This window comes from Pseudobutyrivibrio sp. LB2011, from assembly GCF_000701765.1.
Lineage (GTDB): Bacteria > Bacillota > Clostridia > Lachnospirales > Lachnospiraceae > Pseudobutyrivibrio > Pseudobutyrivibrio ruminis.
The window spans coordinates 45,633-70,187 of record NZ_JNJS01000008.1 but is presented as its reverse complement, the minus strand read 5'-3'; the positions used below and the strand labels follow the sequence as shown (position 1 = coordinate 70,187).

Here is a 24,555-nt window from a genome sequence, read left to right as displayed (position 1 = left end):
TGATAATATTTATTGAGGTGGCTATTTTTTTGTGATAATATGTGCTTGGAGGTAAAGAAAATGTATTACAGACGAAAGATTGATGATTATTTAAGTAATTGGAAAGTGGATCCAGCGCATAAACCTCTTATAGTAAAGGGGGCACGACAGATTGGTAAAACAGAATCAATCATGCATTTTGCTAAGGCTAATTATGAAAATGTTGTATATATAAATTTTGCTTTAGAGAAGAAATTCTCGCAAATACTTGCAGATGGATATGATGTTGCAAGTGTTATAAAGAATATATCATTGGCTGATCCATCTATAAAGTTTGTCCCTAACAAAACGGTTATCATTTTTGATGAAATTCAGGAAAACCCCGATGTTGCAACAACACTTAAATCATTTAAGATAGATGGGAATTATGACGTTATTTGTAGTGGTTCTATGCTAGGAATTAATTATAAGAAGATTCATAGTAATAGTGTTGGGTATAAAACGGACTATGAGATGTATTCAATGGATTTTGAGGAATTCCTTTGGGCTAAGGGTTATAATCAAGAGCAGATTGACTCAATCTTATCTCATATGATAGAACTCAAGCCATTTAATGATAATGAGTTAGCTATTTTTAAGAGTTTATTTCTTGATTATTGTGTGCTGGGAGGAATGCCGGATGTCGTAAAACTATATATTGAAACCGGAATATTTTCTGGAACTCTCGATGTACAGGAACAGATTAGGCTTGATTACGAAGAAGACGTAAGAAAGTATGCAGAAGGTCTTGATCAAACTAAAATTATAAGCGTTTATAGAAGCGTTCCTGCTCAGCTTGCAAAGGAAAACAAGAAGTTTCAGTTTAATAAAATTTCGAAGAATGCCCGTTCAAGAGAATATACCGGATGTATAGAATGGCTTATTGATGCTGGCGTTATAACTGAGTGTAATTGTTTGCAGTATCCTGAGTTGCCATTAAAGGGCAATATCGAGGAAAGTAAATATAAGTTGTACTATCCCGATACTGGATTATTGGTATCTGCATTAGACGCGGAAGCCCAAGAGGATTTGAGAGTAAATAAAAACCTTGGCGTATATAAAGGTGCTCTTTACGAAAATTTTGTGGCAGAGGCTTTTGTTAAGCAAGGTTTAGGACTCTTTTATTATAAGAAAGAAAACTCAACATTAGAGGAAGATTTCTTTGTAAGGACTCAGAATAATTTGATTCCAGTCGAAGTTAAGTCAAATAGTGACCAGTCAAAATCATTATCTTCGCTGATAAAAAATGAGAACTATAGCGATATCTCATATGGGATAAAGCTGGGAGACTTCAATGTTGGTAATGCAAATAACATATATACTTTTCCATATTTTTGTGCATTCAAGATGAAGGAGTATTTAAAGAAAATAAATTAAAAAATCGGGATTTTAAAAAGAACGGAGGAAGAATTGTTATGAATTGTCCTAATTGTGGTAAAGAAATGAGATCGGGAATTGTCAGGGCAAATCCGCTACGAGATAATAAAGTTTTTTGGTATCCTGAGAATTATAAAAATAAATCGATTATTAATGAGGAACCAGTAGCTCTTTCTTTACAGGCGGAAGGTTACTATTGTGATGAGTGTATGACTGCGTTTGCAAGTTTTCAGAAAAAAGAATACGGAAATTTTGAACGTTTATTTTACAAGATATTTGATCAGGAGTATTAGAGCTAATAATAAAGACAACTTAGAAATCTAGACATTTATAGCAATATATTAAATAAATATCCTACATATTTGTCAAATATGTCCATTAATAATTAGGTTATTAGTCTCGATATCAATATGTAAGAATTTTTACTAGGCTAGGGAAGCGCTTATTTCAACGGAATGAAGTTGAGATAGGCGCTTTTTTAGTTATCTACAACCCGCTCGGACCTTTCTGGAGAGCGGAGCAGCTTTGACTGACAGATGAGCTGCAGAAAGGAGTTTTATGACAGAATATTTAGCAGAAAATAATTATCTATTTCAGAGTAGCATTTCAAGTAGTTATCTTTATTTTTCTAATTTTGCAAATAAAGATACAAGCTTCGAAAATGCTTTGAAAACAACTTCAGATGAACAATTGAATACCCAGGAACTAACAGATGGAGGAAAAAATAAGGGAAATAGCTACACTCGAATTGTATCTGCAACAGTGATGAATAGTGAGTTGCGAACAACTACAGGTGAAGGTGGCATTACAGCATATTCTTACCAAAACTTCAAGCCACATATCAATAAGTTGATGGAAACACTTATGGGCGTAACCATGGAGAAGTTCAACGTAAGTCTTGATACTGTTGTGGAAGAACCAGCTGAACTTCAGACAAAGGATTTAGGATTTGGATTTGTATTGTCACCAGGATCTGCCTTTGGAATGACCGCAACTCAGATTATTAATCCAGATTCAGATGATGTGATTGTTAGAGTAAAGATGTCGGAAGCAAGTGGAGGTGAGACTTTCGATGTTAATATCTCAGAAGTAGATCCAAGAAATGCAACGGCTATTGAAATGTTTGCATATTGCCAGTACGCAGATTCTATTGGAAAAGGCATAGCAAAGAGCAATTTCCCAAGCTGGAACACGGTGAATAGATATATGGATCCAAGCGGAGTGTTTGAGTTTGATTCTGTTGAGCAGGCGGCTACGAAGAAATTCAATTGGGTCGAAGCAATTTCGGAATCGGATATCTATTATAAGCGTGAATCAACAGGGGAAATCCTTGGTTCAAAAGATATTTTGGAAATGCTCATGGAGAGCTATAAGAAAATCCATGAGAAGGATGATGAAGATGGCGACTGGCGCAAAATGACTGATGAGGAATGGGAAAAACTCTTGGCAAGAGTTGATGCTGATATTGATGATATGGTAGAACGTGTCAAAGAGGAAACCGAGGCGGCTAAGGAAGAGCGAGCTAAAGCAGAATTAGAAAAAGAAGCAGAGCTGTTATAAATTGCAGGTGATAGCAGCAGTGACACTTAATGTGTCCTGCTGCTATTTTTTGACTTTAAAAATACAAGTCATATTTGGAATATTGGGGATAATATAGTATGCTTTGTAGTAACCTATGCAACTCAAGCGTATTTTGGGGATTTTGGGATGTATGTATGGTCATTTACTGAGAATGAATCAATTAATTCTAGTTTATAGGTGCAACAAATGATTAAGACAAAGCGTTTATTATTAAGACGAGTAAAAAAAGAGGATTGGAAGGCAATTCAGAGAATATGGAAAGATGAGACCGTTTCTCCATATGCTCAGTATGATAATATAAAAGAACTTGATGATTTATCTGTTACCAATAGAATTGCAAGATGGGGACGCGAAGCAGAACATTATGATCATATTTTCTTTGCAGTCTGTTTGCAAGAAGAAATCATTGGATACATTTCATCTAATAGATGCGATGATGCTTATGAAATAGGATATTGTTTTCATTCAAAATATCATGGGCAGGGCTATGCAAAGGAAAGTGTTTTAGGTGTAATTGCTTACCTGCGCGATATTGGTGCTAGTAGATTAGTAGCAGGAACAGCAATGAAAAATATACCATCAATCAGATTATTAAACTCGGTAGGTTTTAAGCAGGTAGGAGCTGAAAAAGTATCTTTTTATAAAGATTCAGATGGAAAAGATATTTATTTTGATGGTGGAATATTTGAATTACAGCTTGGATGGAAGGGGTAAATGTATGAAAATTGAACATGTAGCAATGTACGTTAATAATCTGGAGAAGGCCAGAGATTTCTTTGTTAAATATCTTGATGGAAAATCTAATGATGGCTATCACAATGTAAAAACGGATTTCCGCTCTTACTTCATTTCTTTCGATGATGGGGCAAGATTGGAAATAATGAACAAACCGGATATGGCCGATGACGAGAAAGCCTTGAATCGTACAGGACTTATCCATATAGCTTTCTCTGTGGGAAGCAAAGAACGAGTAGATGAACTGACACATAGTCTTAGTGCTGATGGATTTGAGGTTGTAAGCGGACCAAGAACAACTGGAGATGGCTATTATGAAAGCTGCATTATTGCTATAGAAGGAAATCAGATAGAAATTACGATTTAATTCCATTTTGTAAAAATAAAAAAAGGATATCCTTTTTTTGCGTGTAATATGTTCTTTAGAGGTGTCGTTTTATGCAAAAAAAGGGGGACAAAATGGGCACAATTCGAGAGATGATTGAGCAGATGGAGAGGGAAACTCTTAGCCCTTATGCCACACTCAATGAAAATTCACGTGGCCGAGAAAAAGACGAGCCACAGTGTGATATCAGACCTCTGTTTCAGAGGGATAGAGATAGAATTCTTCACAGTAAGGCATTTCGCCGTTTGAAGAATAAGACACAGGTCTTTCTTACTCCTCAGGGTGATCATTACAGAACAAGATTATCTCATACTCTAGAAGTTTCACAGAATGCCAGAACTATTGCAAAGGCTTTACGTCTCAATGAGGATTTGGTAGAAGCTATTGCGTTAGGGCATGATTTAGGACACACACCATTTGGACATGCTGGCGAGGCTCAGCTAAATGAAATGTGTTCTACTGGTTTTGTGCACTCAGAGCAGAGCGTGCGCATTGTTGAAAAGCTTGAAAAAGGCGGTCAGGGACTTAACCTTACCTGGGAAGTTAGGGATGGAATCCGTAATCATCAGACCAGCGGACATCCAGCTACACCAGAAGGCCAAATCGTTCGCCTTTCAGACAAGATTGCATATGTAAACAGCGATATAGATGATGCCATTCGTGCACACATCCTCACAGAAGAAAGTATTCCAATGGAGATTCGCAAGACTCTTGGTATGACTTCAGCAGTCAGATTGGATACTCTTATTCACGACGTTATTATAGAAAGCACTGACAGTCCTGTTATAAAGATGTCTCCTGAAATCGAGCAGGCTATGGCAGAGCTTCGCAAATTCATGTTTGCGAATGTTTACAAGGATTCTGTGGCAAAGACAGAAGAAGTTAAGGCAAAGAGAATGATTCGTGAGTTGTATGAGTATTACACAGAACATTTCGAAGAATTGCCTACTCGCTATCGCACCATGGAGGATGAGGGCGAAAGCCAGGAAAGAATTATTTGCGATTACATCTCCGGAATGACCGATCAGTATTGCATTACAAAGTTTAATGAATACTTCATGCCAAAAGCATGGGTCGTTGATGGATTCTAATATTATATTTTAGGGAGAATACATGCCTTATTATTCAGATGAAATCGTCGAGGAAGTCAGAACTAGAACTGACATAGTCGATGTTATTTCTCAATATGTTAACCTTCAAAAAAAGGGCAGCCAGTATTTTGGACTTTGTCCCTTTCATAATGAAAAAACAGGCTCATTCTCGGTAAGCCCACAAAAGCAGATGTATTATTGCTTTGGATGTGGAGCCGGAGGAAATGTTTTCAGCTTCCTTATGAACTACGAAAATATGACCTTCAAAGAAGCTATCGAAGAACTTGCTCCTAAGTGTGGCGTCACACTCCCACAGAGGGAAATGACCTACCAGGAGAGGCAGAGAGCGGATAGACGCAGTCGTTTATTTGAAATAAATAAAGAGGCTGCAGGCTATTACTACAAGATGCTTCGCTCCAAAGAAGGCGAGCAGGCCATGGCCTACTTCACCAAGAGAGAGCTTACAGCTGATACACTTCACAAATTTGGTTTAGGGTGCACCAGCAAGTATTCAGATTCCCTTTATAAATACCTTAGAGGTAAGGGATATGAGGATGAGATTTTAAAGGATTGTGGTCTTATAACCATCGATGAAAAACGCGGTGGTCACGATAAATTTTGGAATCGTGCTATGTTTCCTATTTTCGATGCCAACGGCAAGGTTGTTGCCTTTGGTGGACGAGTTATGGGGGACGGCGAGCCAAAATATCTTAACTCTCCTGAGACAGAGATATTCAATAAGTCCAAGACCTTGTTTGGCTTATACTTTGCCAGAAAAACAAGGCGCCAGCAGTTTATTCTGTGTGAAGGCTATATGGATGTTATATCTTTGCATCAGGCAGGATTCGATAATGCAGTTGCCTCACTTGGTACGGCCCTTACAGAAGGCCATGCCGGCATGCTGAAGCGATACGTCAAAGACGTTTATCTCAGCTATGATTCCGATGGGGCAGGTCAGAAGGCTGCACTTCGAGCAATCCCAATTCTCAAAAATGCAGGCATTTCATGTAGGGTCATAAATATGTCACCTTACAAGGATCCTGATGAATTCATTAAAGCCTTAGGAGCAGAGGAATACGAAAAACGTATTCAGAATGCGGAAAATAGCTTTATGTATCAGGTGAGAATGCTTGAAAAGAACTACGATTTGACAGATCCTGAGAAAAAGTCCGACTTCCAAAAAGAAGTTGCAAGAATGATTGTTACAGAGTTTCCAACTCAGCTTGAAAGAGAGAACTACACTGAATCAGTGGCGGCTCGTTTCAACATACCTCGCGAAGCTCTTGGCAAATATATTATTGAGCTTGGACAATCTGGAATTACAGCAAAGAACCAGACACAAAACCGTGATTCCGAGCGCCGCAGCACTCCAAAGCCAAAGGATGACGGCATGAAGATGTCCCAGCGCCTGCTTCTTACCTGGCTTGTAGAAGATACAAGCATATATGGAAAGATACAGGAGTATGTTACACCTGACGATTTCGAGGAAGGTGTATACAAACAGGTAGCAACAGAGGTATTCAAATACCTTTCAGATGGAAGCACTGTTGATACCGCTCGAATAGTTGATTTATTTATGGAAGACGAGGACAGGCGAGTAGTAGCCGCTCTCTTCAATACAACTGTTGGAGAACTTACAGACAATACGGATCTTAGCAAAGCACTAAAAGAAACTTTGCTTAGAATAAAAAAACATTCACTGGAGCTTGCACAGAAAAATGGAGCAGATTTAAAGAGCTTGGTGGAAGGAAAGAAGAAGCTACAACGACTTGAGCGTTTAGAATTCTCACTATAGAAAGGAATAAAAATGGCAAAAAAGAAAGTTGAAGAACTAATCGAAAACCAGGATTTAGAAGCAGCTGCAGATGCATTTTTAGCAGAAGCAGACGAAGCTGAAGCAGAAGAGTCAGAGTCTGATGACAAGGATGTAAACTTTGCAGACTTAGAAGAGATTTCTGCAGAGGATCTTGAATTTAACGAGCATGATTTCGACAACATTGACGAGACAGCTGATGATGAGGATGTTGATGAGTTCCTTGCATCTGTAGGAGCAAAGACATCAGTTGATAGAGATGATGACGACGATGACGACGATGATGATCTTGATTCATTCGGAAGCGATGAATTAGATTCAAAGGTTACTGAGCTTGTAAAGATTGCAAAGTCTCAGAAGAGCATTATCGAGGACTATGAAATTTCAGAGTTCTTAAAGGATTACAAAATCGATGCAAAGCAGATGGAGCGTATCCTTACATACCTTGATAAGAGAGGTATCGATGTAAACTTCTCTTCAGGTCCATCTGATGCACTTCTTCTTGCTAGTGATGATGAGGATATCGAAGATATCGATATGTCTGTTCCTGATTCAGTAAGCATCGAAGATCCAGTTCGTATGTACCTTAAGGAAATTGGTAAGGTACCACTTCTTTCTGCAGAGGAAGAGGTTGAGCTTGCTCAGAGAATGGAAGATGGAGATCAGGAAGCAAAGAACAAGCTTGCTGAGGCAAACCTTCGTCTTGTTGTTTCTATTGCAAAGCGTTATGTAGGTCGTGGAATGCTTTTCCTTGATCTTATTCAGGAAGGTAACCTTGGTCTTATGAAGGCTGTTGAAAAGTTCGATTATCACAAGGGTTACAAGTTCTCTACTTATGCTACATGGTGGATTAGACAGGCTATCACTCGTGCTATTGCAGATCAGGCTCGTACAATCCGTATCCCTGTACATATGGTAGAAACAATTAACAAACTCATCAGAGTTTCTAGACAGTTACTTCAGGAGTACGGCCGCGAACCAACTCCAGAGGAAATTGCAGCAGCAATGGGCATTACAGTAGACAGAGTACACGAAATCTTAAAGATTTCTCAGGAGCCAGTTTCACTTGAGACTCCTATCGGTGAGGAGGAAGATAGCCACCTTGGTGATTTCCTTCCAGATGAAAATGTTCCTGTACCAGCAGAGGCTGCAACATTCACACTTTTAAAGGAACAGCTTCACGAAGTTCTTGATACACTGACAGAGCGTGAGCAGAGAGTTCTTATCCTTAGATTTGGTCTTGAGGATGGAAAGGCTCGCACACTTGAGGAAGTAGGTAAGGAGTTCAACGTTACTCGTGAGCGTATTAGACAGATTGAGGCAAAGGCCCTTAGAAAGCTTCGTCACCCAAGCCGAAGCAGAAAGCTTAAGGATTACCTTGATCAGTAAAATCATGATTTAATTACAAGGTTTATACATAAATAAATGATAAAATTATCTCCAAGATTACAAATTATATATGACATGGTGCCTAAGTGTGGAACTGTTGCTGATGTGGGCTGTGACCATGGCTATCTTACAATTTCTCTTCTAGAGAATCATATCGTAAACAAAGCAATAGCTATGGACGTTAATAAAGGGCCACTTGAATCAGCGAAGGTTAATGTTGGGCAGGCTAATCTTTTAGATCAGGTCTCATTCAGATTGTCAGATGGATTGGCCAAGCTTGATGAGGCCGAGGCAGATGTCATATGTATTTGTGGTATGGGTGGTGCTTTAATAAAGAGGATTTTGGATGCTAGGCTCATGGTTGCAAAAAGTGCCAAGGCACTTATTTTGGAACCGCAGTCGGAATACAAGGCTCTTCGTGAGTATCTTGTGGATAACGGCTTTCAATTTCTCGATGAAAGTTTATGTACAGAAGAAGGCAAGATTTATCCAATAATGAAAGTTACATTTTCTGGTGAGCACACTGAGCTTTCAGATGCTGAGCTTGAATATGGACCAATCATTATTGAAAAGTCTCCGGATTTATTACAGTCTCTTTTAGAAAAGAATAAAAGGGAGTATACATCAATCCTCAATAAGCTTGAATCACTTCAAGGAGAAGAAGTCACTGACCCAATACAACATAGAAAAGCGATACTGCTAAATGAGCTTGAGCTTATAAAGCAAGTAGAGCTGAAACGGAGGAAGAGTCATGGCTAAAGTAATTATTAACGGTAAGGAAGAGACTTACGAAGACGGTACAAAGTTATTAGACATTGCAGAAGCTCATCAGGCTGATTATAAGGACGATATTGTCCTTGCTAAGTACAAAGGCAGTCTTACCGAGCTACACATGGCTGTATCTGGTGTCGCAGAGCTAGAATTCTTAACTACAGCAGATAAGGACGGCCGTAGAGCATACCGTAGAAGTGTAGTATTTTTACTTCAGCGCGCTCTTATGGATGTATATCCATTGCCAGCAAATCCATACCTTAGGGTGGAGCATTCCTTGGGACAGGGAGATTTCTGCACTATTGATGGTGTTGGCGAAATTACAGAGGAAAAGCTTGAAGAGCTTAAAAAAGTTATGCTGGATTTAGTTCAGCAGGATATTCCTCTTAAGAAATATTCAATTAAAACTAGCCAGGCAAAGGAATTGTTCCATAGCTTCAATATGAAGGATAAGGAACAGCTTCTTAAATATCGTACAAGTTCCAATATAAATGTGTATGATTTGGATGGATGTATTGATTATTTCTACGGATACATGGTACCATCTACCAAGTATCTGCAGTATTTTGATTTGATGAAATTTGAGCATGGCTTTATGTTATTATTCCCTAATGCTAACAAGCTTAAGGGAGACTCAAGGACTGTTGCAGAGTTTACTAGTCCAATAAAGCTATTTTCAGTTCAGCAGGCATCATCCGAGTTTGGACGAACAATGGGAGTTCCTACTGTTGGTGCATTAAATGATGCTATAGCAAGTGGCAGAATAAAAGACATTGTCTTATCTCAAGAGGCAATTATGGAGCGTAATATTGGCGAGCTTGCTCGTACAATTGCTTCAAACAAGGATGTTAAGTTTGTTATGATGGCTGGTCCTTCATCATCAGGAAAGACCACATTTTCACACAAGCTTTCTGCTCAGCTTAGAGCTTTAGGCTGCGTGCCTCATCCAGTACCACTTGACGATTTCTATTTAAACCGTGATCAAATGCCTATAGATGAATATGGAGAAAAGGACTTTGAGTCAATAGAAGGCCTTGATATTCCATATTTTAACGAGTGCATGGTTAAGCTTTTGAAGGGCGAAAGAGTTCTTCTTCCAAATTTTAATTTCAAAATTGGAAAAAGAGAGTATAATGATCACTATATGCAGTTAGGAAAAAATGATATACTTGTTATCGAAGGAATTCATGGACTTAACGATCGAATGAGTGCATCACTTCCTGCTGAAAGCAAATACAAGATTTATCTTTCTGCATTAACTCAGCTTTCTATTGATGAACACAATCCACTTTCTACTGCTGATGGTAGATTGATTCGCAGAATTGTGCGAGATTCTAGAACGAGAGCTACATCTGCTGCAGAGACCATAGCAATGTGGGATTCTGTTCGAAGAGGAGAGGAAAAATACATTTTCCCATTCCAGGAGCAGGCAGATCATGTTTTCAATACAGCTTTAATATACGAGATGGCGGTGCTTAAGCTATACGTTGATCCACAGCTATACGCAATTCCGGCGGACCATCCAATGTATCCAGAGGCAAAGCGCCTCATAAAGCTTTTAGATTATTTCCTTCCAATGGCACCAGATGTTATTCCTAATAATTCACTGGTTCGCGAGTTTATTGGAGGAAGTTGTATTCTTTAATAATGTTTATAAAGGGCTAGATGAGTAGTCGCTGTTCTATTGTAATGATAGGAGAGAGGAAAGTCCGGGCTTCACAGGGCAAGGATGCCAGCTAACGGCTGGTGGAGGTAACTCCAAGGATAGTGCAACAGAAATAAACCGCCCATATTATTATGGGTAAGGGTGGAAAGGCGGTGTAAGAGACCACCGTTTCGTTGGTAACAACGAAAGCCATGTAAACCCCATCCGAAGCAAGTTCTAAAAAGTGCGTACGCGGCCCGCCAGCACTAGGTTGAACGCTTGAGGTTATTGGCGACAGTAATCCTAGATAGATGACTACTTTAAAAGACATAACCCGGCTCACAGTCTAACCCTTTTCTTTTTTTCTTATAATTTGTCAGAATGTTGTCATTTTTTACAAATTCCATCTTACAATTTTAAATATTCGTGGGAATAATTCACGAATGTGAATTTTTTGTGTCTAGACAAGGTAAATCGTGCTATAATAGACCTATCGAAACTATATCTTAGGGGAATAGGAGTTATGGAGGTACTTGTTGTAATGGTTTAGAAGGATGGTGTAAAATGGAATATCAGGTAGGCGATTATTTAGTTCATGAGGGCAGTGGTGTTTGTCAGATTGAAGATATTGATGACATGGAACTTATGGGCAAAGGTTCTCGCAAAACTTATTACTGCATGTCGCCTGTATTTAAGGCAGGGGCAAAGGTATTTACTCCAATTAGTGGCTCAACAGTTAGGCTACGTCCAGTAGCAAAGCAGGAGACTTTTACTAGAATTCTTGAAAACATTGACAACATTGAGTGCATTGAGGAGCCAAACGAAAGAGCTCTTCAGGAAAAATTTAAAGAAGTGATGGGTGAGTTTACACCAGAGTCTTTGGCTCAGGTCGTAAAGACAGTACTTATCAGAAAGTGGCAGAGAATTGCCGCTGGCAAAAAGGTAATGGCCCTTGATGAAAAGACACTTTCAGTTGCAGGTCGCAAGCTTTACGAGGAAATGGCTTTTTCAATGGGTAAGGATATTACATTTGCTCAGAATCTTTTTGAGGAAGCTGTCAAAACACACACCGCAAATTCTGTATTAATAGGTGCATAATATATGATAGCTTACAAAGCAATTACAGAACATATTAAAAATAATAATGGTCTTGTTACAGCTCTTAATGTGCTGGACAAGGCCATTACTTATATTACAGTCTTGCTGTATGCAGGATATCTTGTTTACGGGGCGTTCTTTGAACCTTCAGGAGATTACAATATTTTGTATAGAAGTATTCTAATTCCTGGGGTTTCTTTTGTTATCGTTTCTCTTTTTAGAAAAATCATTAGTGCCCCAAGACCATACGAAGTATATGATTTTGTCCCAGCCTTAAATAAAGACACAAAGGGAAAAAGCTTTCCAAGTAGACATGTATTCTCTATTTTTATGGTAGCTTTTACAATCATGCAGTCATCGGTGGCATTAGCAGTGTTTGTGATTATCCTTGGGGTAGCGCTTGCAGTAATAAGAGTTATTGGCGGTGTGCATTTCATCAAGGATGTAATTGCAGGTTTTGCGATTGCTCTCATAATTGCAGTTAGTTGTTATGGTATTTTATGTGGCGTTTTTGGCCTCATTATGCTACCATTTTAATTAGGATTATATTGTAGGAGCAATTATATTATATGAAAAAAAGTGCAAAGAAAGCCTTAGCTGTGCTATTTAGCGTTCTTGGCACAGTCCTCGGCTTATATATTGGAGGCTATTGGCTATTTGTTCGGCCAGTTTATTGGCTAGTTACAGGTTTTACTGGTGGTACCCTTACAGCCGGCAATTTAATAATAAACGTTATCATATTGCATCCACCATTGGAGGAGGTATTTGGTGTGTATGTGATATTATTGCAGGGCATTTTAGGGACGATCCTAGAGATGATTGATTTTTGGGGATTATTGCAGCGCTAGCTGTTGATAATAAATCATGAAACTTAAATGATTGGGGGTAAAATGTAATGACTGGAAACGTAATTGTGGGACAATCAGGCGGACCGACCGCCGCAATCAACTCTTCATTAGCAGGAGTGTTCAGAACAGCAAAAGACCGTGGTGCTGGCAAAGTATACGGCATGCTCCACGGAATCAAAGGTCTGATGGAAGAGGATTATATCGATCTTTCTGATTTCATCAAAAACGATTTGGATGTTGAGCTCTTAAAGCGAACTCCAGCTGCGTATCTTGGTTCATGTCGCTTCAAACTTCCTGAAATTCACAAAGACATGGCAACCTATGAAAAAATATTTTCAATTCTTAACAAGCTCGAAATTGAGGCGTTAATTTACATTGGTGGTAATGATTCTATGGATACCATCAAGAAGCTCTCTGATTACGCCATTCTTACAGGTTCCGAAATTAGATTTATAGGATGTCCTAAGACTATCGATAATGATTTAGCACTTACTGACCATACACCTGGATTTGGTAGTGCTGCTAAATATATTGGTACATCAGTTAAAGAGATTATCCGCGATGGCCACTGCCTTGAATATGACAAGGGTCTTGTTACAATTGTGGAAATCATGGGACGTAATGCTGGCTGGCTTACAGGCGCATCTATTCTTGCAAAAGGAGAGGATTGCGAGGGACCAGATTTAATTTATTTACCAGAAGTACCTTTTGACCTTAATAAGTTTAAGGAAAGAGTTGTAAAACTTCTTAAAACACAGTCATCAGTAGTTGTATGTATTTCAGAGGGTATTCATACAAAAGAAGGTAAATATGTATGTGAGCTAGGTGATAATGTTGAATTCGTAGATGCATTTAATCACAAACAGCTTACAGGAACAGCTGCTTATCTTTGCAATTTTATTGGAAGGGAGCTTGGCTGCAAGACTAGAGCTATTGAGCTTTCTACACTTCAGAGAGCTGGCTCACATTTAGCTTCACGTGTAGATATTCTTGAAGCATATCAGGTTGGTGGTGCTGCCGTTCTTGCTGCAGATGAGGGGGACACAGGCAAGATGGTTACACTTACTCGCCATTCAGATGATCCTTATCAGTGTGGTACAGAGGTTAAGGATGTTCACAAGATTGCTAATGACGAAAAGCTTGTACCTAGAAATTGGATTACACATGATGGCACATATGTAACAGAAGCCTTTATTACATATGTTAGACCACTGATACAAGGAGATGTATCACCTATCATGGTAGATGGTATTCCAAGACATATTTACAGACCGGTTAAAAAATAGTTAATGAGGGGTATGGAGGAGAAAAATGCAGGTATTTCATGGAACAATAATCACTTGTGATGAAAACAATACAATTGCTAATTACTTGGTTGAAAGGGAAGGACGTATTGCTTATATTGGCAATACATTACCAACTCAGTATGAGGTGGTTCCTCCTATCGAGTTAGGCAAAAATGTTGCTTTGCCTGCATTTGTAGATACCCATACACATTATTCTGGCTTTTCTGTATTGCATAAGATGTTTCCAATAAATGATACTGATTCCAATGCGAAGATATTGGAGCAGTTGGAGAAATATGCAAAAGAATCAAGAGAAAGTATTATCGTAGGCTTTGGTGCAACAGAGTTTTCTGTTTCAGAAGGATATTTAATTCTTAGAGAACAGATGGATACGGCTTGTCCTGAAAAGGCCGCATTTATCATAAAACATGATGCCCATTCAGGTGTTGCTAATAGTCTTTTTATTGAGGCTGTTAAGTCTAGGGCAGAAAATCTTAGAGGATTCAATCCTGTTACAGGAGAATTGAAACAGGAAGCTTTTGCTGCCGCCTGCGAATTTATAACTCATGGCCTATCTACTAAAAAAGTCATTGATTCTATGATGGAGACAGCAGATTTCCTTGCAAGCAGAGGCGTTGGATTGATTTGCTCAGCTAGTGGATTAGGATTTATACGTGACTATGATTTTGATATGGAGCGTTCAGTAGCAAAGGGTCTTGATAATGGTATGCAATTGCGCATTGCACATCAGTGTTCAAATGTGGATAAGATTACTAAAAAAGATGTGAATCGTGTAGTATTTGCAGATTTGGATGGTACTTTCGCTAATCTAGATGCAGCCTTAATGGATGACTATGCTACTGTAAAAAATAAAGGCGTTTCATATTATGACGATGTGGATGTTCAAAAATTCTGTATTAATGCCAACAGAGCAGGCTACCAAATAGCTTTACATGCGGTTGGTGATGCTGCCTTTGAGCAGGCGGTAAATGCCATTGCATTGGCGCTGGAGGATTATCCACGATACGACCACAGACACATAATTTTACATGGTTCACTTCCAACAGAGCGTGCCTTAAAGACCTGCAAGAGATACAACATTATGATTTCAGCTAGGCCTTCTATGTTGTCGCATATCTCTGGAGTTGATGAATTTGTTAAAGAGATGCTGTCGGATGAGAGATTTTCAAGAATTAATCCGCTTAAGACAATCAATGACTTGGGAATAAAGGTGTGCTTCAATTCAGATGCACCAGCATCTGATCCAAATCCAATTATGTGGATTCATGATGCTTGTAACAACAGAAATCCAGAAGAGTCTGTGTCTGTTTTTGATGCCCTTAGAATGGCTACATATAATGGTGCCTACTCTTTATTTGATGAGAAAGAGAGAGGGTCATTGGAGATGGGCAAAAGCTGTGATATAGTTATTCTTGATTCAAATCCATACGAGGTTCCAGTGGAAGAATTAAAGAATATTAGTGTTGCAGAATTATATTTGAAGGGAAAGCCATACCAGAGATCTAGAATGGGATCTATGGCAACCATGCTGCGTGGTATGTTCCCTCAATAATCACTAGGAGTAATAATGTCATTATCATTAATAATTGGTAACTCGGGTAGTGGTAAATCCACTACCCTTTATAAAAGAATAATAAAAGAAGCTATGGCAAATAAAGACAAGAATTTTCTTGTTATAGTTCCAGAGCAGTACACTATGTCCACCCAAAGACTTCTTGTTTCTATGCACCCTAACAAGTGCATTATGAACATCGATGTTTTATCCTTTAATCGATTGGCATACCGAGTGTTTGAAGAGCTTGGGGCTGGCGTAAACGCTGTTTTGGATGATACAGGAAAATCTCTTGTAATTCGCAAGCTGATAAACTCAAATATCAATGACATAAAGACTTTAAGGAATAATATAACAAGAATCAGTTATATTACTCAGGTAAAGTCTTTGATTTCAGAGCTTACTCAGTACAATATCACTCCAGATAAGCTTAAGGAGATGATTGATACACCTGCAATGTCAGAAAGCTTCAAAAGAAAAGCCTCGGATTTGTTAGTATTGTACGAGGCTTTTTTAGATTTTATAAATGGTAAATACGTTACCACTGAGTCTATTTTATCTACGTTAAATGATATGTTGGATAGCTCAGAAATAGTAAACGGTTCAACAGTTGTATTAGATGGATTTACGGGCTTCACCCCAATCCAGTATCAGCTTGTGGAACATATGCTTGCAATATGCGATGAGGTAGCAGTTACAATTACAGCAGACGAAGATACACCTCTTTTAGAAAACCTTGCAGATGATGAGTTGTTTTCAATGTCATCTGAATTTGCAATAAGAATGAACAAAATCGCCAAGAGAGCTGGCGTAACAATAAATAAACCTACCTATATTTCCAGGGAAAATGGCTGGCTTTCAGACAATGAGATACTCAGCCATCTTGAAAAGAATATTTTCAGGGCGAAGCCACAGAAATACGCAGGTAAGGAACAGCCAAACAGTAATATAGTACTGACTAGTCTCAGAAGTCAGCGTGATGAACTACAGTATGTTGCTATAGAAATTAATAAACTAATCCGAGAGGGAATGCATTACAAGGATATTGCAGTTGTTGCACCTAACCTGGAGGAATATAGATATTTAGTTTCGGGGATATGGAACAATTATGATATCCCTTACTTTGTTGATGCCAAAACAGAAATCTTATTCCATCCGATGACAGAAGCAATAGATGCGTTGTTTGATATTTTCGATAATGACTTCAGAAGAGAAGATGTATTTAGATTCTTAAGAACCAATCTTACAGATTTAACATTTGAGGAAATGGATTACCTGGAGAACTATCTTATTTCTACAGGAATCCGTGGCAAGAAAAAGTATTTTCATCCTTTTGCAATTCGTTCTAATTCATATTCCAAGGATGAGGATTTACTTAGGGTAAATGAAATTAGAGAAAAGTTTATTGCCCCTTTCAAGGCATTTGATAATCAAATTTCCCAAAAATGTTCAGTAAGAACAATTGCTACTGCTTTATACGAGATTATTTGCTACTTCGATTTTGAAGGACAAATTAAAACAAGAGAAAAATTATACGAAGATGGCAATCAGCCAGTTAAGGCGAAAGAGTATAGCCAGATTTATCCGGTTATAATGGATATCCTTGATAAGTTGGTGGGAATTCTTGGGGATGAAGAAATGGATTTGGAAGAATTCCATGATATTTTTGAAGCGGGCCTATCGGCAGCCTCAATTGGTGTAATTCCTCCTGCCAATGATAGCGTGATTTTAGGAGATATTGAGCGTACACGTTTGTCAAATATCAAGGTGTTGTTTTGTATTGGAGCATCTGATGATGCTATTCCAAAGAAGGTGGAGAATGGAGGTATCCTTTCTCAGCTAGAAAGAGAACAGCTTCTAGCCCAAGGTTTTGAGCTGGCTCCATCAGATAGGCAAAAGTCATTTAGACAGCGATTCTATCTATATCTGATGCTTACAAAGCCAAATGAGAAGCTTTATATTACAATGCCAAGAGTAGATTCTGCTGGTAAAGCTGTAAATCCATCTTATCTAATGGATTTATTAAGAAATATGTTCGAAGATCTGTCCTTAAAGGAGATAGAGAGCTTTGGTATAGAGGATAGACTGCTATCAAAGAAAAGCTCATTGGAGTACATGATTGAGCTTGTAAATAAAGCTGCTACCTTTGGTTTAGAGGTGCTGACTAATCAGGAGAAAGCTGTATTAGAAGAGCTTTTAAACTGGGCAAAGGAAGATAGTTCAGATGAACTGGATATTCTCTTAAACGGAGCCTTTTTCCAACATAAGCGAGAAGACTTTTCCGATGATATTATGTTAGCTGTCAATGAGGCTTTAAATTCAGACGAGACCATTAAAGGTTCAGTATCCAGATTTGAGTTATACAATGAATGCAGCTATAAATATTTCCTGACATACATTATGAAGCTTCAGGAGAGAGAGAAGTTTGAATTATCCAGCATTGATATGGGTAACTTTTATCATGAAGCGATTCAAAGATATTCTGATAGCTTAAAGGCAGATAATAAAACCTTTAAGGGAGTAACAGAGGAAGAACGAGAAGCATATATTGAGACAGCTATTTCCCAAACCTTCCAGTCTATGGCAAAGGTTGCAACTCTGGAGGATTCTACTCAAAGATACATAGTAGAATCCATGAAAGCGACTCTAAGACACGTGGTAGAGATAATTACAACACAGGTATCAAGAGGAGAATTTGAGCCTGAGCTTTTCGAGGAAAAGATTCAATCTGAAATAATTAATCCTGTCAGTGGCGAAGTTGTTGCAAACTTAAATGGTAAGGTCGACAGAATCGATATGACAGATGGTGACGACAGAGCGGTAAGAATTATCGATTATAAATCAAGCGGTCATAAGCTTGATTTGGATGAGTGCTATTATGGCCTATCAATGCAGCTGCCTATTTATATGGGAGTTGTTTTAGATAAGCTTAAGGACAAATATCCAAATTCTACTATGCATCCATCAGCTATGCTCTATTATGAAATGGCTAATAAATTCCTGGAGCTTAGCAGTAGTGGAGAAAACTTTAAAGAAAAACAGTTAAAGCTTAGCAGAATGGAAGGCATCCTTTCATCCGAGCCAGAGGATTTGGCTGCAAATGATAGCACAGTTGGAATAGAGGATTGGCAGACAAAAGAATCATCTATTGTTCCATTCGGTGTAAAAAAGGACGGCGAGCTTTTAGCTTCTGCTAATGCAATCAGCCGAGATGATATGAGAACAGTTATAGATTATGCAGCTTTATCGGCAGCAAAGACTGCTGAGGGTATAATCAATGGCCAGTTTGAACCATCACCTGCAAAGCTTGGAACACAGATAGATGCTTGTAGATACTGTGGCTTCAAGAGTGTATGTCATTTTGATGAAAACGAGCCAGGATATCAGGCTAGAAATTTGGAAAAGCGAAAAAGCAAGTCTGATGTATTGGAGTTAATGAAGGAAGAATTAGGAGACAAGGATAGTGGCACTAACTAAAGAACAGCTATTAGTGAAGGATACGAGAGGCAAGAACATGCTTGTTAGCGCTGCCGCAGGTAGTGGAAAAACCTTCGTATTAGTTGAACGAATAATATCTGAAATTCTTGATGAAAAAAATGGAATAGATGTGGATGAAATTCTGGTTGTTACATTCACTACTGCAGCTGCTGCGGAAATGAAAGATAGAATCCGACGTGCCATTGATAAAGCCATTGCAAATAATGGTGCGGACGCTAGAATCAGGGCACAGGCCACACTTATACATAACGCCCATATTAGAACCATAGATAGCTTCTGTAGCTGGGTTGTAAAAAACTATTTCTATGAAATCGATATGGATCCAGCCTTTAGAATAGGAACATCGGGAGAGCTCAAAATGCTTTGCGATGAGGTGTTCAGTGATCTTTTGTCAAAGTATTTGGAAGCGGATGATGAAGATTTTAAACTTTTGGCAGACGCTTATATTTCGGGCAGAAGAACAGACACTCTAAAGGAAATGGTCTTTGCAATACATGATAAAGCAACTAGCTTTGCATGGGTAGATGAATGGTATGACAATGCGTTAAATCTTTACAATATTGGTAGCGTAGAAGAATTAGAAAATTCCCAGTTGATAAAACAGATTATCGCATATACGGATTTGTATGTAAGTGGACTAATAGATTCAGTTGCAAAGCTTTTGGATTTATATGATTCCGATTGTGATTCTAAGGATAAACACATCTTCTCAAATGAGTTGGCTCAGCTTAGAGGTATAGCTGAAGCTTCCACTTTCAAAGACAAATATAGTGCTGTTATGGGTGCTGATTTTTCAGAAAGATTTGGAAGCAAAGGCACATCTTTAAATGAGGATGATTTAGCTAGAGCGAAAGCGCTTAGAGCAAAATACAAAGATGTGGTAGGCGAATTAAAGGAATCATACTATTCATCCAGCTTGGAAGATATGTTTTCTGATTTGATGTATGTGAAAAAACAGGCATCAGCATTAATCAGATTTACAAAAGAATACACGAAAAGCTTAAACAAAATAAAAGCAAAGAAAAATATATACGACTTTAATGATATTGAACACATGGCTCTTGAAATCCTTAGAAATAAGGACTCTAAAGAACATGAAAAAAGACCTGTAGCAGTTGAGCTGTCACAGCATTTCAAAGAGGTCATGGTAGATGAGTATCAGGATTCCAACGAGTTACAGGAACAGATTCTTACTGCTATCAGCAATGGAAGCAACTATTTCACAGTAGGTGATGTTAAGCAGTCTATCTATGCTTTTAGACAAGCTAGCCCACAGTTGTTTATTGATAAGCTTTACACTTATCCAACTGATGATACTGGCAATGATATCCGAATTGATTTGGATAACAACTTTAGAAGTAGATGGCAAGTTCTTGATTTTTGTAATCAGGTATTTGAGCCTCTTATGCAGATGGACGTTGGCGGGGTTGCCTATGATGAGAAGGCGGCTTTAAAGCTTGGAGATAAAAGCTTTCCTGGTGAAGGAAAGGATTATGAATCAGAGATTATAATTGCAACTCAGAATTCTGATTCAATGCAAGAGCTCAATATCGAAAATGGAGATGAGCTTGAGGCACTTGTTGTAGCAAAGCGCATTAAAGAGTTGATGGCATCAGGCTTCCAGGTCAGCGGTAAAAACGATGAGGGACGATATCTTAGAGATATGCGTTTATCAGATGTTGTTATTCTCATGAGAGGTACAAAAGGCCATGCTGACAAATACATTTCCACATTAAAAGATTATGGCATACCAGCATATGTTGCTGAGGAGACTGGATTTTTTGATAGAGAGGAAATTGAGACAGTATTATCAATGCTTACTATTATCGATAATCCTTTTAATGATATTCCTCTTGCGGCAGTATTACATTCTCAGATGTTTGGTTTTTCTTCTGAAAGACTTGCCCAAATTAGAACAATTAACACTGAGGAATCTTTATATGGATGCCTTCTTGAGTGGAACAAGACAAAGTCCACAAAGGATGTTTCTGAGTTCCTTGATACATTAAACTATTTCAGAGAGCAGGCTATAGATACACCTATACATGAAATAATAGAAAACATCCTGGAATATACCAAATATGGAATGTACTGCAAGGCACTTCCTAACGGCAAGATGGCTTCTGCAAACCTGGATAAACTAGTGGATGAAGCTGTCAATTTTGAGAGTACTAGCTTCAAAGGTTTGTCTCGATTTGTAAGCTATATTGAAAGCCTTAGAACATATGATGAGGATCTAGGACTTGCTAAGACAGTTGGTGAAAATGATGAGGCTGTCAAAATAATGACTATTCACAAAAGTAAGGGTTTGGAATTCCCTGTAGTATTTGTTTGTGGATGTGGCCGTGGATTTAGAAGTGACACAAGCAATTTTTCATATGATGCAACACTTGGTGTGGCATTGAATTATCGAAATCCTGAAACAAGGATTACCTACAAGACACCATTTTTTAATCTGATTCATGCAAAAGCTGCAGCTGAGGAAAGAGGAGAATACTTACGAATTCTCTACGTAGCACTTACTAGAGCTGTTGACAAACTGATTATTACTGGTGCAATAAAACCATCAAAAGATAAAAGCGTTGTTGATAAGTTAGAAGAGTTTAGTGGGGATGGAAGTAAGCTCAGCTTCCCTACTAAGATAGGAGCATCCACAAGTATAGAACTGATAATTCGTGCTTTGAATGCATCTGGAAGAGATTACAACAGACGTATTATAGATTGTCAGGAATTGTTCATTGATCAGGTTGAAAAGGGAATTGTAAAGGAACAGGTAAAGAAAGCCATTGAAAGCATTGTCCAGTCAGGCAGTACTGCGGATAACACTATCGCAAATACGTTATCATTTAAATACAATGGCCTTGCAGATAGCAAATATAAAAGCAAGTATTCTGTTTCTGAAATCAAACATCAGGCAATGGAAAATACCTTCAAGTTCAATGAAGATGCAGCACCTGCATTTATTCAAAATGAAGAGGAAAGCTACATACCTCAGTTCATGCGTACCGCTACGGAAGGAAATGACAAAGAAAGCAAGGTTCCTTCAGGTGCTTTATATGGAACTGCCATGCATAGATTTATGGAATGCTTTGATTTTGCTAGAGACGATTACCAGTCAAGCTTTGATGAGCAACTGAAATATATGGAGGCGACTAAGAGCTTATCAGATGATGAATTTGCAAGAATCAATCATAGAAAGCTTCAGGTATTCTTAAACGACAACTTGTCTAATCGTATGTCAAAGGCAGCTATGAATGGAAAGCTTTACAAAGAAAAGCCTTTTGTTTTTGGAAGCGATGCAAAGGAATTGTTTGACGATGAAGATGTTACGGATGAGATGATTTTAGTGCAGGGAATTATTGATGTCTTCTTTGAAGAGGATGATGGAATAATTCTTATGGACTATAAGACTGATAAGGTGGACGAAGACAAGGACTTAGTGCTAAGATATGAAAAGCAATTAAAGCTATACAAAGATGCAATAGAGCATGCTTACGATGTTCCTGTTAAGGAAGTGCTCATTTATTCATTTGCACTTGAAAGGAGTATAAATATATGTACGACAAATTAGTAGTTGAAACATTTTTGGAGAAACAGTTACAGTTATTTCCTGAAAAGGTAGCTGAGTCTTACGATGAGGCAGTAGAGTTTTTAGAGGACGTATGTGCCACAGTCTGCAAGAATAAAAAAGAGGTACTTGAATATCTTGAAGACGAAATGGATATTACAGGCATGAGTGAAGAAGAAATCTTATCAGCCGAAGAAGTATTTTCTATTTCTGATGGAAGATATCTTGTTGTAGAGGGTTAATATGAAGTTTTATAAGAAGTTATTACCTATCGCATTTGCGATATGTCTAGCGGTTAATTTTACTGGTTGTACAGTAGGAGACAAAGTAGTTTATTTCGATACATCTAGTGGATACAACACTGTATTTAAAATCGGAGATTTTAAATGCTCCAAAAAAGAAGCTCTTGTTTATCTATTAAACGAGAAAAACATTTACGGATCTGTAGATGGGGTAAATCTTTGGTCAGAGGATTATGATACTGATACAATGACAAGCTCAATAAAAGATTTAACAATGGAGCATTTAACAAGGGTATACATTCTAAATGTATATGCAAGTGAGCAGGAAATCGAGCTTACAGAATCAGAAAAGAAGGCTTGCTCTGACGCAGCAGAAGAGTACTACAAATCATTAAATTCAACAGAAAAAAGTTTTACAAAAGCAAAGAAAAAAGATATCGAAAAAATGTATATGCGATATACTTTAGCTTCTAAAGTATACGAGGAATTAATGAACTCTGTTGATGAGGAAGTATCCGAAGATGAGGCCCGCGTTATGGAAGCTTTTGTACTGTATGTTTCAGATGAATCTACAGCAGAGACTATCCAGGGAATGATAGATTACGGTTACACATTTGAGAGACTTGCATCAACATACACAGAACTTGATTCTTATCAGGTTACCTTCGCAAGAGGAGAGTATCCAGAGGAAGTTGATGATGTAGTTTTCAATCTTGATACAGATGAAGTTTCTTCAGCAATTGCTGCTGATGGTGGTTACTATTTCTTCCAGTGTTTGGACAAGTATAACGAAGAGTTATCAGAAGAAAACAAAACTGTAATCATCGAGAACCGCCGTAAGCAAGTGCTTGAAGACATCGTTTCTGATTTAGAAGATAGATATTTCTCTGACATGAATACAAAGCTTTGGGAGTCTATAGATTTTCCAGAGGATTCTTCGGAATTAACAAGTGATAGTTTTTTTAAAACATTAAATGACCATTTTTAGACAATTCAAAATATAATCAACTTTCTATATATAATTGCAATTTGTACTAAAAAGAATTGATAATTTTTATTTTATTAGTGATTTGGTAGAAAATTAATTGAATGTACTAGTAATTGCGTGAGTAAATGACTATAATATAGGGCATATAAAAAATAATAATTGTTTGCTCATATAGGAGGGTGAAAAAATGGTAACAAATGCAAAGGTTACAGTTGATGATGTAAAGAAGTCAGCTGCATCTGCTGCTACAACTGTAAAGACTGCAGCAGCAAGCGCTAGTGAAGCAACTAAGAAAGCAGTTGCAGAAGTAAAGAAGGAAGCTACAGCAGCTAAAAAGACAGCTACAAAAGCTAAGGCAACAGCAACAAAGAAAGCTACAGCAGCTAAGAAGACAGCTACAAAGACTGTTAAGAAAGCAACAGCTAAGGCTAAGAAGGCAGTAGTAACAACAGCTGTTGTTCAGTATCAGGATCGTGAATTTACAGAAGCTGAGTGCATCAAGAAGGCACAGGCTCAGTTCAAGAAGGATTACAAGAAAGAGACTCTTGAAGAGCTCAACATCTACATCAAGCCAGAGGAGCGCAAGATTTATTATGTAGCAAACAAGGATCGCGTTGGTTCAGTAGATCTTTAATCCTTAATATTTTTT

The 24,555-nt window shown here is 38.1% G+C and carries 20 protein-coding genes and 1 other RNA gene; all 21 read left to right on the top strand.

The annotated features are described in order from the left end of the window. Window positions 1–60: 60 nt before the first annotated feature. Window positions 61–1,395 carry an ATP-binding protein gene (locus T375_RS10295; protein ID WP_044938087.1) on the top strand — a complete coding sequence of 445 codons (1,335 nt, stop codon included), beginning with the start codon at window positions 61–63 and terminating at the stop codon, window positions 1,393–1,395. Between the two features lie 38 nt (window positions 1,396–1,433). Beyond that, complete coding sequence (locus tag T375_RS10290) at window positions 1,434–1,688, top strand: PF20097 family protein (RefSeq protein WP_044938086.1); 255 nt, start codon at window positions 1,434–1,436, stop codon at window positions 1,686–1,688. 265 nt (window positions 1,689–1,953) lie between these two features. After that, a complete protein-coding gene (locus tag T375_RS10285) occupies window positions 1,954–2,955 on the top strand; it encodes a hypothetical protein (protein ID WP_044938084.1) in 1,002 nt (333 codons plus the stop codon). 207 nt (window positions 2,956–3,162) lie between these two features. After that, window positions 3,163–3,690 (top strand): GNAT family N-acetyltransferase, encoded by a 528-nt coding sequence (locus T375_RS10280; RefSeq protein ID WP_049960401.1) that lies wholly within the window; start codon window positions 3,163–3,165, stop codon window positions 3,688–3,690. A gap of 4 nt (window positions 3,691–3,694) precedes the next feature. Further along, complete coding sequence (locus T375_RS10275) at window positions 3,695–4,078, top strand: VOC family protein (RefSeq protein WP_044938082.1); 384 nt, start codon at window positions 3,695–3,697, stop codon at window positions 4,076–4,078. Window positions 4,079–4,170: 92 nt separating this feature from the next. After that, window positions 4,171–5,187 carry a deoxyguanosinetriphosphate triphosphohydrolase gene (locus T375_RS10270; protein ID WP_044938079.1) on the top strand — a complete coding sequence of 339 codons (1,017 nt, stop codon included), beginning with the start codon at window positions 4,171–4,173 and terminating at the stop codon, window positions 5,185–5,187. Between the two features lie 22 nt (window positions 5,188–5,209). After that, the gene (dnaG, locus tag T375_RS10265) at window positions 5,210–6,982 is read left to right on the top strand and encodes a DNA primase (RefSeq protein WP_044938077.1); all 1,773 of its coding nucleotides are present in this window, start codon (window positions 5,210–5,212) and stop codon (window positions 6,980–6,982) included. A 12-nt stretch (window positions 6,983–6,994) separates the two neighbouring features. Next, the gene (rpoD, locus tag T375_RS10260; RefSeq protein WP_330371752.1) at window positions 6,995–8,389 is read left to right on the top strand and encodes an RNA polymerase sigma factor RpoD; all 1,395 of its coding nucleotides are present in this window, start codon (window positions 6,995–6,997) and stop codon (window positions 8,387–8,389) included. A gap of 36 nt (window positions 8,390–8,425) precedes the next feature. Beyond that, the gene (locus tag T375_RS10255) at window positions 8,426–9,148 is read left to right on the top strand and encodes a tRNA (adenine(22)-N(1))-methyltransferase (RefSeq protein WP_044938076.1); all 723 of its coding nucleotides are present in this window, start codon (window positions 8,426–8,428) and stop codon (window positions 9,146–9,148) included. Then, window positions 9,141–10,805, top strand: coding sequence for a nucleoside kinase (locus T375_RS10250; RefSeq protein WP_044938074.1), 1,665 nt, complete (start codon window positions 9,141–9,143; stop codon window positions 10,803–10,805). The genes T375_RS10255 and T375_RS10250 overlap by 8 nt, the downstream gene beginning before the upstream one ends. Window positions 10,806–10,817: 12 nt before the next feature. Continuing rightward, window positions 10,818–11,163: RNase P RNA component class A (gene rnpB / locus T375_RS13340), an RNA gene on the top strand. Between the two features lie 206 nt (window positions 11,164–11,369). Then, a complete protein-coding gene (locus T375_RS10245) occupies window positions 11,370–11,903 on the top strand; it encodes a CarD family transcriptional regulator (RefSeq protein ID WP_044938072.1) in 534 nt (177 codons plus the stop codon). Window positions 11,904–11,906: 3 nt separating this feature from the next. After that, complete coding sequence (locus T375_RS10240; RefSeq protein ID WP_044938070.1) at window positions 11,907–12,440, top strand: phosphatase PAP2 family protein; 534 nt, start codon at window positions 11,907–11,909, stop codon at window positions 12,438–12,440. Between the two features lie 32 nt (window positions 12,441–12,472). Next, complete coding sequence (locus T375_RS10235; protein WP_044938068.1) at window positions 12,473–12,751, top strand: hypothetical protein; 279 nt, start codon at window positions 12,473–12,475, stop codon at window positions 12,749–12,751. A 47-nt stretch (window positions 12,752–12,798) separates the two neighbouring features. After that, a complete protein-coding gene (locus T375_RS10230) occupies window positions 12,799–14,037 on the top strand; it encodes a 6-phosphofructokinase (RefSeq protein WP_044938066.1) in 1,239 nt (412 codons plus the stop codon). Between the two features lie 25 nt (window positions 14,038–14,062). Next, window positions 14,063–15,610: an amidohydrolase gene (locus T375_RS10225; RefSeq protein WP_044938064.1), complete on the top strand. Its 1,548-nt coding sequence runs from the start codon at window positions 14,063–14,065 to the stop codon at window positions 15,608–15,610. A gap of 15 nt (window positions 15,611–15,625) precedes the next feature. Next, the gene (locus T375_RS10220) at window positions 15,626–19,087 is read left to right on the top strand and encodes a PD-(D/E)XK nuclease family protein (RefSeq protein ID WP_044938063.1); all 3,462 of its coding nucleotides are present in this window, start codon (window positions 15,626–15,628) and stop codon (window positions 19,085–19,087) included. Beyond that, window positions 19,074–22,679 (top strand): helicase-exonuclease AddAB subunit AddA, encoded by a 3,606-nt coding sequence (gene addA / locus T375_RS10215; RefSeq protein ID WP_044938059.1) that lies wholly within the window; start codon window positions 19,074–19,076, stop codon window positions 22,677–22,679. The genes T375_RS10220 and addA overlap by 14 nt, the downstream gene beginning before the upstream one ends. Then, complete coding sequence (locus T375_RS10210) at window positions 22,664–22,918, top strand: hypothetical protein (protein WP_044938055.1); 255 nt, start codon at window positions 22,664–22,666, stop codon at window positions 22,916–22,918. Before addA ends, T375_RS10210 begins: the two co-directional genes overlap by 16 nt. A gap of 1 nt (window position 22,919) precedes the next feature. Beyond that, window positions 22,920–23,906 (top strand): peptidylprolyl isomerase, encoded by a 987-nt coding sequence (locus tag T375_RS10205; RefSeq protein WP_044938052.1) that lies wholly within the window; start codon window positions 22,920–22,922, stop codon window positions 23,904–23,906. A 187-nt stretch (window positions 23,907–24,093) separates the two neighbouring features. After that, on the top strand, window positions 24,094–24,540 hold the full coding sequence (locus T375_RS13320) for a DUF6465 family protein (RefSeq protein WP_049960400.1): 447 nt from the start codon (window positions 24,094–24,096) through the stop codon (window positions 24,538–24,540). Window positions 24,541–24,555: the final 15 nt, after the last annotated feature.